The 15,477-nt window shown below is 47.4% G+C and carries 13 protein-coding genes; 11 read left to right on the top strand and 2 right to left on the bottom strand.

Going from position 1 to position 15,477, the window contains the following annotated elements; translation table 11 throughout:
* Positions 1-1,152: 1,152 nt before the first annotated feature.
* The 7 genes from KNP96_RS09390 (at position 1,153) to ligA (ending at position 9,970) form a co-directional block, all read left to right on the top strand.
* Entirely contained in the window at positions 1,153-2,892 is a 1,740-nt protein-coding gene (locus KNP96_RS09390; RefSeq protein ID WP_088836281.1) for an adenine deaminase C-terminal domain-containing protein, read from the top strand.
* 68 nt (positions 2,893-2,960) lie between these two features.
* Positions 2,961-3,275: a YerC/YecD family TrpR-related protein gene (locus KNP96_RS09385; protein ID WP_029332595.1), complete on the top strand. Its 315-nt coding sequence runs from the start codon at positions 2,961-2,963 to the stop codon at positions 3,273-3,275.
* Positions 3,276-3,314: 39 nt separating this feature from the next.
* Positions 3,315-4,694 (top strand): TrkH family potassium uptake protein, encoded by a 1,380-nt coding sequence (locus KNP96_RS09380; RefSeq protein WP_088836282.1) that lies wholly within the window; start codon positions 3,315-3,317, stop codon positions 4,692-4,694.
* A gap of 12 nt (positions 4,695-4,706) precedes the next feature.
* On the top strand, positions 4,707-4,931 hold the full coding sequence (locus KNP96_RS09375) for a hypothetical protein (RefSeq protein WP_214770103.1): 225 nt from the start codon (positions 4,707-4,709) through the stop codon (positions 4,929-4,931).
* Between the two features lie 77 nt (positions 4,932-5,008).
* The gene (gene pcrB, locus KNP96_RS09370) at positions 5,009-5,692 is read left to right on the top strand and encodes a heptaprenylglyceryl phosphate synthase (protein ID WP_353048337.1); all 684 of its coding nucleotides are present in this window, start codon (positions 5,009-5,011) and stop codon (positions 5,690-5,692) included.
* 43 nt (positions 5,693-5,735) lie between these two features.
* On the top strand, positions 5,736-7,961 hold the full coding sequence (gene pcrA, locus KNP96_RS09365) for a DNA helicase PcrA (protein WP_088836285.1): 2,226 nt from the start codon (positions 5,736-5,738) through the stop codon (positions 7,959-7,961).
* A gap of 14 nt (positions 7,962-7,975) precedes the next feature.
* Positions 7,976-9,970 carry an NAD-dependent DNA ligase LigA gene (gene ligA, locus KNP96_RS09360; protein WP_214770100.1) on the top strand — a complete coding sequence of 665 codons (1,995 nt, stop codon included), beginning with the start codon at positions 7,976-7,978 and terminating at the stop codon, positions 9,968-9,970.
* 116 nt (positions 9,971-10,086) lie between these two features.
* Here the strand turns inward: ligA and KNP96_RS09355 are convergent, their stop codons facing one another.
* Positions 10,087-10,665 (bottom strand): class D sortase, encoded by a 579-nt coding sequence (locus KNP96_RS09355; RefSeq protein ID WP_214770097.1) that lies wholly within the window; start codon positions 10,663-10,665, stop codon positions 10,087-10,089.
* 149 nt (positions 10,666-10,814) lie between these two features.
* Here KNP96_RS09355 and KNP96_RS09350 point away from each other — a divergent pair, with 149 nt between their 5' ends.
* The 3 genes from KNP96_RS09350 to KNP96_RS09340 all read left to right on the top strand — a co-directional run bounded on the left by KNP96_RS09350 (position 10,815) and on the right by KNP96_RS09340 (position 14,181).
* Positions 10,815-11,978 carry a CamS family sex pheromone protein gene (locus tag KNP96_RS09350; protein WP_251132020.1) on the top strand — a complete coding sequence of 388 codons (1,164 nt, stop codon included), beginning with the start codon at positions 10,815-10,817 and terminating at the stop codon, positions 11,976-11,978.
* Positions 11,979-12,144: 166 nt separating this feature from the next.
* The gene (locus KNP96_RS09345; RefSeq protein WP_088836288.1) at positions 12,145-12,999 is read left to right on the top strand and encodes a MurR/RpiR family transcriptional regulator; all 855 of its coding nucleotides are present in this window, start codon (positions 12,145-12,147) and stop codon (positions 12,997-12,999) included.
* A 57-nt stretch (positions 13,000-13,056) separates the two neighbouring features.
* Positions 13,057-14,181 (top strand): M20 family metallopeptidase, encoded by a 1,125-nt coding sequence (locus KNP96_RS09340; protein WP_214770139.1) that lies wholly within the window; start codon positions 13,057-13,059, stop codon positions 14,179-14,181.
* Between the two features lie 41 nt (positions 14,182-14,222).
* Here KNP96_RS09340 and KNP96_RS09335 read toward each other — a convergent pair whose 3' ends face one another.
* A complete protein-coding gene (locus KNP96_RS09335) occupies positions 14,223-14,414 on the bottom strand; it encodes a YwbE family protein (RefSeq protein ID WP_029332605.1) in 192 nt (63 codons plus the stop codon).
* A gap of 197 nt (positions 14,415-14,611) precedes the next feature.
* Between KNP96_RS09335 and KNP96_RS09330 the strand changes: the two genes are divergently transcribed.
* Positions 14,612-15,475 (top strand): DnaJ C-terminal domain-containing protein, encoded by an 864-nt coding sequence (locus tag KNP96_RS09330; protein ID WP_088836289.1) that lies wholly within the window; start codon positions 14,612-14,614, stop codon positions 15,473-15,475.
* The last annotated feature ends 2 nt before the right edge of the window (positions 15,476-15,477 follow it).

Below are 15,477 nucleotides of genomic sequence, written 5' to 3'. Positions count from 1 at the left end.
CTACGAACAAGTAGCAGGGTCTCTCCTGCCTCTGACAGCGCGAACCGCGCTATTCCCCGCAGGAGTCACGAGAAGCGAAACTTTTGTCAGGACGCCGTTTTTTGAATGAGATCTCTTTTTAAACAGTATAGTTTTTTGAGAGGATGTTTTTGACAAAAGATTCTTCCTTCTCGTGCTTTCCTCGGGCGAGACGCGAGCCGTTGCTCCTTGATTCTACGAACAAGTAGCAGGGTCTCGCTTGCCTCTGACAGCGCGAACCGCGCTTTTCCCCGCAGGAGTCACGAGAAGCGAAACTTTTGTCAGGGTGCCGTTTTTTGAATGAGATTTCTTTTTAAACAGCATAGTTTTTTGAGAGGATGTTTTTTGACAAAAGATTCTTCCTTCTCGTGCTTGCCTCTGACAGCGCCAACCGCGCTTTTCCCCGTAGGAGTCACGAGAAGCGAAACTTTTGTCAGGACGCCGTTTTTTGAATGAGATTTCTTTTTAAACAGCATAGTTTTTTGAAAGGATGTTTTTTGACAAAAGATTCTTCCTTCTCGTGCTTTCCTCGGGCGAGGTGCGAGCCGTTGCTCCTTGATTCTACGAACAAGTAGCGGGGTCTCGCTTGCCTCTGACAGCGCGAACCGCGCTTTTTCCCGTAGGAGTCACGAGAAGCGAAACTTTTGTCAGGGTGCCGTTTTTTTGAATACTGCTCTAAAAAACAGCTGTGTCAGGACGCGACTTCCGACTTGAATCGCTTCTTAGCGAAAAGCAATCAAGAGCGACCCTGCAGCGTAGCGAAGCGGCGCGAAGGATTGCCGCTAGAAGACGATTCGAGAAGGAGAGGAGCGGCTGACATGACGAGCATCAGGAATTTGTCTAATTCGCATACGGCCTGAAATACCTGAAAGAGCAAGACGATTCGAAAAGGAGAGGAGCGGCTGACATGATAAGCATCAGGTTCGATACAGTCCAACACCGGAAAAAATGTGAGAAGAGCAGACGTTCAACCGAAGGAACATGCGAAAGTTGATTGTCTTCCTTGACAGTTTTGTGTTATTTTGTCGAAATAGGTCGGATATACATGAAATTACCTTGAAACTTTTTTGATAACATTTTAGTATAAGAAGTATAAGAAAGCGTTTTCAGAAAATAAAAGGAGGTCGAGCTTTCGTGAAAAAGAATTGTGGAAGGTCCCCTTGGACGAAAACTGAAGTACGTGGTCACCAAGCGGTCATCAGCGGACAGCTTGCACCTACACTCGTACTTGAAAATGCGACGTACTTAAATCATGGGTTGAAAGCATGGCGCACGGCGAATATCTGGGTTAGCGGAGACCGGATTATCTATGTCGGACCGGATATGCCGGACCAGGCGGACGAGGTCTACGATGCAACAGGGAAATTCATCGTACCAGGATACATTGAACCGCATGCCCATCCCTTCCAATTATATAATCCGGCGACGCTCGCGAAGTTTGCTGCGGAGCGTGGAACGACGACACTCGTCAATGATAATATGCTCCTTTTGTTAGAGCCCGTCGAGCAAGCGTTTGCACAAGTTGAAGCGTTAGCGGATATTCCGACATCGATGTATTGGTGGGCACGACTCGACGCACAGACGGAACTTGATGCAGATAGTATCTCGATTGACAACAAGCGGATTCAAGCCTGGCTCAAACATCCCCAAGTTATTCAGGCGGGAGAATTGACAGGATGGCCCCGTCTTTCACAAGGCGATGATGAGTTACTTCAATGGATGCAGGACGCGATGAAGCTCGGAAAACCGATTGAAGGGCATTTCCCGGGAGCATCTGCGAAAACCCTGACAAAGATGGCACTTTATGGCGTAACGAGTGACCATGAGGCGATGACGGTCGAGGAAGCATTGACGCGTCTTGAATTAGGATATACGACGACGATTCGTTACTCATCGATTCGTCCTGATTTACCGGACATTTTTGCAGGACTTGTCGAAGCCGGATTACAAAATTATGAAAAGGTCCTCGTGACGACAGATGGTTCGACACCGTCCTTCTATAAGTCTGGTTTGATGGACGAGACGGTCCGCTTGATGCTTGCTGCGGGAATTCCGGCAGAAGAAGCATACCGGATTGCCTCGTACAATGCAGCACGTCACTTTAATCTTGATCATCTCCTGGGAAGTATCGCACCGGGACGGATTGCCCACTTAAATATTTTAGAAGCGATCGATCAACCGACACCCGTCGATGTCCTAGCACGCGGGACGTGGGTCCGGCGCGACGATATTCCGTGCTACCCCGTTGAAGCACTCGATCAAGCGATGGAATTAATGCAGAAGTCTGAAGTCAGCGTCTCATTGACGGATCAAGATTTTTCATTCAGCATGCCGGTTGGTCTTGAGATGATCAACTCGGTCATCATGAAATTGTATCAAGTTGAACATGATACGAGTGTGCCTGTCTTACCTGCCGATTGCAATGAGTCGTTTTTAATGTTACTTGATCGGCAAGGGAAATGGCGCCTTAATACGGTTTTGAAAAACTTTGCGACGAACGTCGGGGGGATGGTCAGTTCCTATTCAATCAGTGGTGATATCTTAATGATCGGGAAATCGAAACAAGATATGCAGGTGGCGTTTGAACGGATGAAAGCATTCGGTGGGGGAATTGTTCTCGTCGAAGACGGGGAAGTGATTGCCGAGATTCCGTTGACGTTGATGGGACAGACTTCTGATTTACCGCTCGAAGACTTAATCGTTCAGGAAACAGCATTGCGTGAAGCGTTGTTCGCACGGGGGTACCAATTCGAAGATCCGATTTATACGTTATTATTCCTTGCATCGACGCACTTGCCGTATGTCCGCATCACGCCGCAAGGCATCTATGAAGTCCTTCGGAAAAAAGTTCTTTTCCCAGCGATTTTACGCTGATGCTTGAAATTTAAAACGTCGCGCTTTAAACTATTAAAGAGTGATTGAATGGGAAAGGAAGTTACAAGATGCAACTCGATAAATTACGAGGGAAAGAACTCGACCAATTATTTACAGCCATCATGAAGATGGATTCATTAGAAGATTGCTACACTTTATTTGAAGATTTAGCGACGGTCAACGAGATTCAAGCGCTTGCGCAACGTCTCGAAGTGGCACGTCAACTACGTGAAGGAAACACGTATCATAAAATCGAGAAGGCGACCGGGGCGTCGACGGCGACGATTTCACGTGTGAAACGTTGTTTGAACTATGGCTCTGGTGGTTACGATTTAGCGTTAGCACGTTTAGGTTTGAAAGAAGAAACAGTAGCGGATAACTAATCGGTTATCCGCTGCTTTGATGAAGGAGGACGAACCTGGATGGATTTAGCGTTTCAACAAAAGATTCAGCATTTCATTCGAAAACTGACGCCGATCCAGTCGCTCGTCATCATCTATTTCGTTGCTGTCATCATCGCAATCATTTTATTAGGACTACCGTGGTCGACCCGTGGAGACTACGACTGGGATTTTACAGACTTGGTGTTCATGGCGGTTAGCTGTGTCAGTGTGACCGGATTGACGACCGTTTCCGTCTCCGATACGTTTACGACGTTCGGATATTTTATGATCATGATTTTGGTGCAGGTAAGTGGAATTGGCTTGATGTCGCTCCATATCGCGATGTGGGTCATCTTGGGGAAGCGAATCGGTTTTCGAGAACGGCAACTCGTCGTTCGTGATCAAAACCAGACGACGATGCAAGGGGTCGTCAAATATATCCGTGAAGTCATCTTAATCATTCTTTCCATTGAATTGATCGGTGCACTTATTTTAGGCCTTTATTATACGAAATACTTTCCGACGATCGGTGAAGCAATGTTGCAAGGTGTCTTCGGTTCAGTCAGTGCGACGACGAACGCGGGGTTCGATATCACAGGAGAGTCGCTTCTTCCGTTTCGAGGAGACTTATTTGTCGTCTTTATGCAAATCGTCTTATTGACACTCGGTGCGATTGGTTTCCCTGTACTTGTTGAAGTGCGACGATACTTTGCCTACCGGGCAACACGTCAATCGACACGACAACCGTATCACTTTTCGTTATTTACGAAACTGACAGCCTCGACGTTCTTCATCCTCGTCCTGTTCGGGACGGGCAGTCTGTTGCTGTTTGAATGGAACCAGTCCTTTAAAGGATTACCGATTGATGAAAAAATTGTCGATGCGCTGTTCCAGTCGGTTACGACACGAAATGGTGGATTGACGACGGTTGATATTACGACATTTTCACAAGCTTCCGTCTTCGTCTTATCCATTTTAATGTTCATCGGTGCTTCTCCATCATCCGTCGGTGGGGGGATCAGGACAACGACGTTTGCTGTTGCATTACTTAGTGTTGTCGCCTTCATCCGTGGAGAATATGGAATCAAGATTTTCGGACGTGAAATTGACCAATCGGACATTTGGAAATCGTTCGTCGTCATTGTCGTTTCGACGGGAGTGACGATCATCGGATTGATTGTCTTGCTCATGTTCGAGGATGCACCATTCCTTGTGCTGTTCTTTGAAGCATGTTCTGCGTTCGGAACGACCGGGTTATCGCTCGGGATCACGAGTGAGTTATCGAATGTCGGAAAATGGACATTATCGATTTTAATGTTCATCGGACGAATCGGTGTCATCTCGTTTGTCTTACTCTTAAAAGCGAATCAGCCAAAACGAAAATACAATTATCCGAAGGAATCCGTCATTATCGGTTAAGGAGACGATTGCATGAATCGTACATTTTGGATTAATTTTGGTTACATCTTTGCTGTTCCGGCCTTGCCATTTCTGGCAATCGTCAATGGACGGGCACTCTGCTCGCCTGAATCATCGTTACTCGACGTCCCGGTGCTCGGTTTTTTTCTCGCTGAGCCATGGGCATTCGCCGTCCTTTACGGATTTTTAGCGCTCGGACTCGCAGCACTCTTAACGAAACGACGCGCGACTACTTGACCTATCTCGCCCTGCGCGAGATGGGTTTTTGTTTTATACTAATTAGAGATGAACAAGATAGGAAGGATGGGACGAACGTGTTACTACCGTATGATGAATGGCGGCATGTCTTTAAATTAGATCCAGCAAAAGAAATCGAGGAGACGACCCTCGCAGCAATCGCAACCTCTGGAACAGATGCAATCATCGTCGGCGGAACCGATGATATTACGCTGGATGCGACGCTCGACTTACTGATGCGTCTGCGAAGATATCCGGTCGCGGTCGCACTTGAAATTTCTGAGCTCGAAGCGGCGACGATGGGGTTTGATACGTATTTGACTCCGAGCGTCTTAAATAGTGGTACGCTAGAATATCTGGTCGAAAAACAGGTCGAAGCCTTACAGGAAGTCGGGCATATGCTGGCCCATGCCGACCTGGTCGGAGAAGGCTACATCGTCTTGAATCCGGAGGCGAAGGTCGCGCACGTCACAAAAGCAAAAGTATTACAGGACGAAGAAGTCGTCGCCTACGCTCAACTCGCGGACAGTGTGTTCCGTCTGCCGATCGTCTATCTTGAGTACAGCGGCGTCTATGGCAATCCGGAAGTCGTCGCAGCCGTCAAGGACGTCGTCCGGCAGGCGCGGCTGTTTTATGGGGGCGGAATCGATTCCGTCGAGCGGGCTCGGGAAATGTTCCGGTATGCTGATACAATTGTCGTCGGAAATATCATTTATGAGGATTTAAAAGCAGCACTTGCGACAGTAGAAGCAACGCGATAAAATATAAGAACAAAAGTTCGGAAAAAAGAAATGAGGCTATTACATGTTTAATTTAAGTGAACAGCTCGTGAGCGGATTGAATCCGGAGCAGGCGAAAGCGGTCAAACATACGGACGGCCCCTTGCTGATCATGGCAGGAGCCGGTTCAGGGAAAACACGTGTTTTGACGCATCGTGTCGCCTATTTGATGGCGGAAAAACAAGTCGCACCATGGAACATCTTAGCGATTACCTTTACGAATAAAGCCGCACGGGAAATGCGTGACCGAATCGGTCGTTTAGTCGGCGGGGTCGCAAACGACATCTGGGTCTCGACCTTCCACTCGATGTGTGTCCGGATGTTACGTCGTGATATCGATAAGCTTGGTTACGACCGGAACTTTACAATCCTTGATTCAAGCGATCAGCAGTCGGCACTTAAATTGGTCTTGAAAGAACAGAACCTTGATCCGAAGAAATGGGATCCACGGTCGATGCTCTCTATTATTTCAAGTCAAAAAAATGAATTACGGAGTGCTGAGTTCTATGCGTCAATCGTGACAAATCCATATGAAAAAACAGTCGCTGAAATTTATAAAGGATACGAATCCGTCTTACGCCGCAATAATGCGCTCGATTTCGATGACTTGATTGGCAAGACAACAGAGTTATTCAAACAAGCACCGGACGTACTCGCCTTTTATCAAAAAAAATTCCGTTACATCCATGTCGATGAGTATCAAGATACGAACAAAGCCCAATACGATCTCGTTAACTTATTAGCAGCCGCACATCAAAACCTCTGTGTCGTCGGTGACTCCGATCAGTCGATTTATCGCTGGCGTGGTGCGGATATCGCGAACATCTTGTCGTTTGAAGAGGATTATCCGACAGCCCGCGTCATCTTGCTCGAACAAAACTATCGTTCGTCCAAACGAATTCTTGATGCGGCAAACCATGTCATCAAAAACAACAGTACACGAAAAGATAAAAAGCTGTGGACGGAAAATCTCGAAGGGGAAAAATTGATTATCCATACGGCGGAAAACGAGCGGGAAGAGGCCTTTTACATCGTCCAAGAAATTCGCAATTCGCTACGTTACGGGATGAAGCTTAACGACATTGCAATTTTGTACCGGACGAACGCTCAATCGCGTGCAATCGAGGAAACGTTACTGAAGTCAAACGTACCGTACAAAATGATTGGCGGAACAAAGTTCTACGATCGAAAAGAAATCAAAGACGTTCTTGCCTATCTCCGCCTGATTTCGAACCCGAACGAGGATTTATCCTTTGCCCGAATCGTCAATGAACCGAAACGTGGAATCGGGGCGACAACGATTGATAAATTACGTGACTTCGCTGATCTTCAGGGTGTGTCCTTGATGGATGCCATCCGTGATATCGAATTGTCGAATATCGCACCAAAGACGGCAGCTAAATTGACGGATTTCCGGACGATGATCATGGGGTTACGTCAGATGCAGGAATTTATCAGCATCTCGGAGCTCGTCGAGGAAGTTCTTGAAAAATCAGGCTATCGTCAAGTCTTAAAGGAAGACAAGACGCTTGAAGCACAAAGTCGTCTTGAGAACATCAACGAGTTCATCACTGTCGCGCAAAACTTCGAGAAGGAGACAGAAGGAGAAGATCCGGAAGACCGGACGATTATTGCCTTCTTGACCGACTTGACACTCGTCGCCGATGTTGATTCGCTTGATGAAACGGATCCAGGTGAGCAAGTCACGTTGATGACGTTGCACTCGGCGAAAGGGCTTGAGTTCCCGGTCGTCTTCCTGATTGGAATGGAAGAAGGTTTGTTCCCGCACAGCCGTTCGCTGCAAGATGAAGACGAGATGGAAGAAGAACGCCGCCTGGCCTACGTCGGCATCACGCGAGCAGAAAAACGACTTTATCTCTCGCATGCGCGGATGCGCTCGTTATACGGACGGACAAATGCGAACCAAGAATCGCGTTTCTTAGCCGAGTTACCGGAAGAAGTTATCGAACGGACTGGTAAAAAACCCAAACCACTCCCATGGGAAGATCGTCCGGTTCCGCAAGGGAAAGCTGTTATCGGTCGTTCGGTCACGAAACCGACAGCGATGAAAACATCCGGCGCCGAGTCACTTGGCTGGAATGTCGGGGACAAGGCAGAGCATGGTAAGTGGGGGCAAGGAACGGTCGTCCAAACACGTGGGTCTGGCGATAGTCTTGAGATTGATATCGCGTTCCCGGCAGTCGGGATTAAACGGCTGCTTGCAAAATTCGCACCAATTAAAAAGGTATGAGTGGAGGCGTCAAAATGGAAGACCAAGCACGCATCGAAGCATTGCGCCAAAAACTAAATCAGTACAGCTATGAATATTACGTAAAAGATCAGCCGACCGTACCGGATAGCACGTACGATCAATTGCTACGGGAACTGACTGAACTGGAAACGGCCCATCCGGAACTGATTACGGCGGATTCTCCGACCCAACGTGTCGGAGCAGCGCCACTCGAAGCATTCGAAAAGGTGACGCATGACTTACCGATGCTCTCACTTGGCAACGTCTTCGATGAAACGGAGATCCGGGAATGGGTCGAGCGGATTGAACGGTCGCTCGGTCGTGCAACGACATATGTCGCGGAGCTGAAGTTCGACGGACTCGCGATTTCTTTAAAGTATGAAGACGGACTACTCGTTCGTGGGGCGACACGGGGTGACGGAACGGTCGGGGAGAACATTACCCAAAACTTACGGACGATTAAAGCGTTACCGTTACGTCTGAGTGAGCAGGAGACGGTTGAAGTTCGCGGCGAAGCCTACATGCCGAAACAATCGTTCGAGCGCTTAAACGAGGAACGGACGGCACGCGAAGAAGCATTATTCGCCAATCCACGAAATGCCGCAGCCGGTAGCTTACGGCAACTCGACTCGTCGATAACGGCGTCACGCAATTTATCGTTATTCGTCTACGGTGTCGGTGTCAATACGCTGACGGCGCGCTCTCATAGTGAAGCGATGGAACAACTGGCACAGCTCGGTTTACCGACGAACAAAGAAATGAAAACATGTCAGACGGTAGAAGATATTTTAGCGTTCATCACGTACTGGACGGCAGAGCGTGCGACATTGCCGTATGAAATCGATGGCATCGTGCTCAAGGTCGACCGTTATGACGATCAGGAAGAACTCGGATTTACTGCGAAGAGTCCACGATTTGCGACCGCCTATAAATTTGCTGCTGAAGAAGTGATGACGACCGTCGAAGAAGTTGACTTTAGTGTCGGACGGACCGGGAAAGTGACACCACGCGCAAGGTTCGCACCCGTCGTCGTTGCCGGTTCGACCGTCAGTTATGCGACGTTACACAACGCGGACTTCATCATGGAAAAAGATATCCGCCTGCACGATCAAGTCATCATTAAAAAAGCGGGGGACGTTATTCCGGCTGTCGTCAGTGTCGTCGTTTCAGAACGAACGGGGGCGGAACAACCGATTGAATTCCCGAAACAATGTCCTGCCTGTCAGTCGGAGCTCGTCCGCCTCGAAGGTGAAGTCGACGTGCGCTGCGTCAGTCCGGAATGTCCCGCCCAGTTGACGGAAGGCATCATCCACTTCGTCTCGCGCCAAGCGATGAACATCGATGGGCTTGGTGAAAAAGTTGTCCGTCAACTGTATGAACATCAAGCAATTCGGACGCTTGCTGATTTGTATCGTCTCGATCGTGACGAACTCTTGACCTATGAACGGATGGGAGAAACGTCAGTCGATAAGTTACTGGCGGCAATCGAGGCGTCGAAACAAAATTCACTCGAACGCCTCGTCTTTGGTCTAGGGATTCGTCTCGTCGGTCAAAAAGCAGCGTATCTGCTCGCAGAACGTTTTGATACGTTAACCGGAATCGCGCAAGCAAGTTACGATGAAATTGTGGCGATCGACGGAGTCGGCAGTAAAATTGCTGACTCGATTACGCAGTACTTCGAGCATCCGGAAGCACAGGCACTAATTCAGGATTTAGCAGCGCTTGGACTGAACCAACAGTTTCTTGGTCAACGGATCGATCAATCGAATGCACCGTTCTCCGGGAAAACGATTGTTTTGACCGGGACACTGGAATCGTTAAAACGTTCGGAAGCTGGAAAGCGTCTTGAGATACTCGGTGCGGACGTGACCGGGAGTGTTAGTAAGAAAACCGATATCTTAGTCGCAGGTGAAAAGGCGGGGTCGAAGTTGACGAAGGCTGAATCACTCGGAATTGAGATTTGGGATGAGGCACGATTGCTGGAAGAATTGGCACGACACGAGGCGTGATTTAAAATAAGCGATTCAGAGTAGGGTCTACGCCTTAAAAAAATCCGAGCGATTCTTCTTTTGAAAAGAATCACTCGGATTTTTGTTTGTGTTTGAAAGCAGATGAAGTGCTAGACTCAATCAAGTGTTTCTGTTTTAATCAACACACCTTGTTTGATTAAACGGTTTGTCGCGGTTTCCGGTGGATCACAAGTGATGAGTGTAATCATCGGTTGTTTGACGTTTTGATCGAGAACGGAGAGATCCGTCGGCTTGACGAGTTTTGAACTTTCCATGCGGTACGTATAACGATGGTCTTTTGTGGTGACGATGACATCGGCTTTTGTTTTCAGTTGCGGTAACTTGTTGAAATGAAGTCCTTTCGTAAAACTTCGGTGTCCTGCTAAAGCATAGTTTCCTTTTCCCGGGGCACCGGTTTCTTCGATGTGCCCGATACTGCGATCAAGAACATCGGTCGAAGCTCCTTCTAAGATGACTTGTTCGAAATCAAGTGAAGGGATTGTTAAGAGTCCGTCACCTTTTGTCGCCAGTGGTTTTGTCGTTTCTTTTGCATCAACCGTTTGTAAGCTTTTTTTCCATTGTTGCTTTAAATCAGTCGTTGTTGCTTGTTTTTGATAGGTACTCCAAATGGGCCAAAGCATGAATAAAATACCTGCTGATAAGAGGATGAGCCCGATGACTTGTCGTTGTTTCATATAAGATTGTCCTTTCGCGCGATTAAAAGTCACGCAGTGCTTTTTGAAAAGTAGGGGAAAACTAGTGCTTCCCCGATTGAAAACGATTCTGTTATGATAAAGAGAACGATTTTAAAACATGGGGTGCAATGATGATGAGATATAGAAAAATGATAGCATTGACATTGACGAGCACACTATTTTTAGGTGCTTGTTCGATGGATCTATCACAAGACAGCGATACGAAAGAAGTCATTACTGAGAGCGAACAAGGTAAAGAAGTCCAAGCAGTTGTCAGTCCGGCAATCGATACGACCGATTCGTACTATCGAACGGTACTTCCGTTTCGGCCAAGCGTCGCCCGCGGGATGACACAAAAGCGGGTCAGCTCACGGCTTGAACTGGATGAGATTGAGACCGGGCTGATGCGCCATTCAACACAGTTTTTTGACCCGGAAAAATACTATTACCAAGAAGGTCAACTGCTGGAAGCGGACCAAATCGCAACGTGGTTGCTTCGAACAGGAAAAGCAGATACGAGTGGGAGTGATCCAGAAGGATTAAACCCGGCGTACACGACTGGAAAATCATATAAAGAGAAAAATCAGAAGTCTCCTTTGATTTTATCGCACATCTTAGAACAAGACTACATGCTCGAAGAAGATAAAAAACTCGAACTGGGTGGGACATCGATTGCGTTAGTCTTAAATAGTGAGTACGTTTTCCAAGATGAAAACTATGGGCCGACATATACTGTGAAATTAGATGAGAAAAAAGTCATCGAGCAAGGCAAGAAAATGGCAAACGAACTCGTCCAAAAGATGCGGAAGACGGACGGGATGAAGACGACACCGATCCACGTCGCCCTCTATTTACAAGAGAAAGAGGGTTCACCGGTTTCAGGTCACTACCTTTCATCGGCCTTCATCGGTCGCGGGAACCAAATTAGTGCGAATGACTGGAAAAATTATGATGAGAAGTATTACTACTATCCTTCTTCAGCAGCAACGAATGACGTTCGTGATGACGCGGCGAAATTCGACTTGTTCAAGGACCGGCTCGAAGACTACTTCCCGAACTACACGGGGATGATGGGTGAAGGATTCTATCAAGAGGGTGAATTGAAGAAGCTTGAAATTAAAATCCCGGTTCAATTTTACGGAAAAGCAGAACTTGTCGCCTTCATCCAATACGTGACGTATCTGCTTGAAAACCGGTGGGAGTATAACCGGAATGTTCCGACGACGATTACCGTCACGAACTTAAACGGAGATACGGAAGCGATGTTATTCCTCGAACCCGATACGAAAAAACCAATCGTTAAAATTCGTTGATAAAGTTTTTCCTATAAGCTGAAGGATCCATGCACATGGGTCCTTTTTATTATGATTAAATTTTGGAATACAATAATTATTTGAAATTAAGTTTCATAAAATGTACACTAAATGTATAACATGAAAACGGATTCTAAAAGAACGTCAAGTCAAAGGAGCGGATTGAATGAAGGGTGGTATCTTTTCACAAATTGAAGCAGTACGCGAGGAGTTGCCGTCCTCATCACGAAAAGTAGCTGATTTTGTTTTATCTCACGCAAACGAAATCGCCGGGATGACGATTCATCATTTGGCAGAAGAATCGAATACGAGCGCTGCAGCCGTCGTCCGATTTTGTCGTGCGCTTGGACTAAAGGGGTATCCGGAACTGCGGATGCGGATTTCTGCTGATACGGCACGAACGGATTTGACAGGATATCACGATATCGAAGAAAACGAACGTCCAGCAGATTTAATCGAAAAAACGCTGAGTAACAGTATGCAAGCCCTACAAGATACAGCCAAACAATTGAACGATGTCCGAATCGCAGAAGCGACAAAAGCCCTCGATCAAGCACGTGCTATCTATTTTTATGGAATCGGTGCTTCGAACGTCGTCGCACTTGATGCAGCTCAAAAGTGGACGCGCGTCGGGAAGTTAGCGATTCAAGAATCGGATCAGCATCTTTTAGCGACACTCCTTGCAAATGCGAGTCCGGATGATGTCTTCTTCGCGATTTCTTACAGCGGGGAAACAGAAGAAGTCGTCGAACTGATGCGACTGGCAAAAATTCGCGGTTTAAAAATGATTAGTCTAACCCGATTTGGTGATAACCGAATCAGTCAGCTGGCAGATATCGCATTGTGGACATCGCGTGCACCAGAAGCACCGCTTCGAAGTGCGGCACTCAGTTCGCGCTTGGCACAATTGTTTGCGATTGATGTGCTCTTCTTGTCTTATGCAGCAATTCACTATACGGATACGATTGAACGACTTCAGTACACACGTGAAAGTGTAAAGATGTTGCACGGAAAAAAATAAGGGGGCTACTTAGTGGATCAGTCGATAGCGAGCCGGATCGAACAGCTATTTCCGGAAATGGTTGAACGCCGACGATATTTACATCAACATCCTGAACTTTCTTTTCATGAGGTTGAGACACCGAATTATATCGCAAGTCGTCTCGAAGAACTTGGAATCGAAGTCCGACGAAATGTCGGAGGACGTGGTGTCGTCGGAACGATTCGAGGAGGAAAACCGGGGAAAACGGTCGCATTACGGGCAGATTTTGATGCGTTACCGATTCAAGATGAAAAAACGGTTGATTATCGTTCGACTGTTCCAGGCGTCATGCACGCGTGTGGTCATGATGGTCATACCGCGACATTACTCGCCGTCGCGGAAGTTCTCGCCAGTCAAAAAGAACAGCTGACGGGAAATGTCGTCTTGATTCACCAGCATGCGGAAGAAGTGGTACCGGGGGGAGCGCGTGAGATGATTGCTGACGGCTGTCTTGACGGAGTCGATGTCATCTTCGGAACGCACCTTTGGTCGACGACCCAGCTGGGGACGATCGGAACACGGGTTGGTCCCGTTATGGCAGCGGCGGATAAATTCGAGTTAACTTTGTTCGGCCGAGGCGGACACGGGGCAAAACCGCACGAAACGATTGATGCGGTACTACTCGGGGCAACGATTGTCAAAGAACTTCAAAGTATCGTCAGCCGTCGTCTCGATCCATTGCAGCAAGCCGTCTTGACGATCGGGACGCTTCATGCCGGGAATACGTTCAATGTCATTGCTGACCGGGCACAATTGACGGGGACCGTCCGGACGTTTGATGAGGCGGTGGCTCAAAAAATCGTCTCGGAGATGGAGCGGACGATTAAAGGGATTTGTGATGCAGCGGGTGCGACGTATACGTTCCACTATGAAACAGGGTATCCGGCTGTCATCAATGACTTGGTTGAGACACGTTTTTTAGAAGCTGTCGCCCGCGACGTGATCGGGGATACAAGTGTATTTGAAATTGATCCGACAATGGGCGGTGAAGACTTTGCCTATTACCTGAAGGAAGTCCCAGGGACGTTCTTCTTTACCGGTGCAGGTGATGCATCACATTATCCACACCATCATCCACGCTTTGACTTTGAAGAGCCGGCGATGGTCGACGCAGCGAAGATATTAGTCGAAGCGACATTACGTTATTTAGCGACACGGTAATCGAAAAAGGCGTTCCACGACGGGAACGCCTTTTTATCTACTTAAAGAATTTCCTGAACACGACCGACTTGACCATCTTCAAGGCGTACTTTAATGCCGTGCGGGTGGTTCGGTGATTTCGTCAATAAGTCTTTGACGATTCCTTCCGTCCGTTTCCCCGTACGCTGATCCTGTTTTAAGACGATGCTGACACGTAGTCCAGGCTTGACGTCTGCACGTTTTTTTCCATCCATTTGTTTATCGCTCCTTCTTGTGAATAACTATGGGTATCAGTATAGCATGAGTCGGTTCATGAAACTTGTTTGAAGAAAAACCGTAAAGTGAAAAGATGAAGAGAAGCCGTGACAAAAAAGTTTGACTATATTTGACCAATTGACGATTCGATTTTATAATTAAGATACAGAGTTAATAAGTGAAGGAGTGAAGTGAGATGGCAAAAGATTATTACCGGACGCTTGGTGTCGAAAAGTCGGCAACGAATCAAGACATCAAACGAGCGTATCGGAAACTTGCGAAACAGTTTCACCCGGACGTCAATAAAGAGGCGAGTGCAGATCGCCGTTTTAAAGATATTCAGGAGGCTTTTGATGTCCTCGGGGATGAAGAAAAACGGACGCAGTATGATCGTTATGGAAGTGATTTTGAACGCATGGCTGGCGCGGGTCCGGGGCAATCAGCAGACTACGAAGACATCTTCCGTCAATACAATGGACGACAGTCTCGACCGACCGGTGGCGGTCAATCCTTTGGTTTTGAAGACATGTTCGGTTCGTTTTTTAACCAAGAAGAAGAATCGACGGATGAAGAACTTGAACTGACGGTACCACTCAGTCACCTCAGTACAAATGAAAAAGTAACGATTCGTCTAGCTTCAGGGACGATTCAGATGAGTCTTCCGAAAGACGTCTACGAAGGGAAGAAAGTTCGTTTGCGCGGAAAAAGTTCATTGCGTAACCGAAGTGGAGTGGCGGGTGACGTCTACGTGACGATTCATCTCAAAGATGACGACCGGTTCCGTCGACACGAACAGGATGTCATTTCAACGGTGCGTGTGTATCCGACGACGTTTGTCTTGGGTGGCGAAGTGATTGCCGATACGCTTGAAGGAAAACGTGTCAAGTTAAAGGTCAAGCCGGGGACGAAACCAGGTGCAAGACTACGCATTCCAAATCGTGGCTTAAGTAATCAAGACGGGCATCGGGGTGCTTTACTTGTTCAATTAGAAGTGAAGTTGCCTGAGATGGATGCAACGTTTTATGAAGAATGGGAAAATCAATTATCAGTAAAGGAGTAATG

The organism is Exiguobacterium sp. s133, from assembly GCF_018618595.1.
GTDB lineage: Bacteria > Bacillota > Bacilli > Exiguobacteriales > Exiguobacteriaceae > Exiguobacterium_A > Exiguobacterium_A oxidotolerans.
This window is presented reverse-complemented; position numbering and strand designations above follow the sequence as displayed.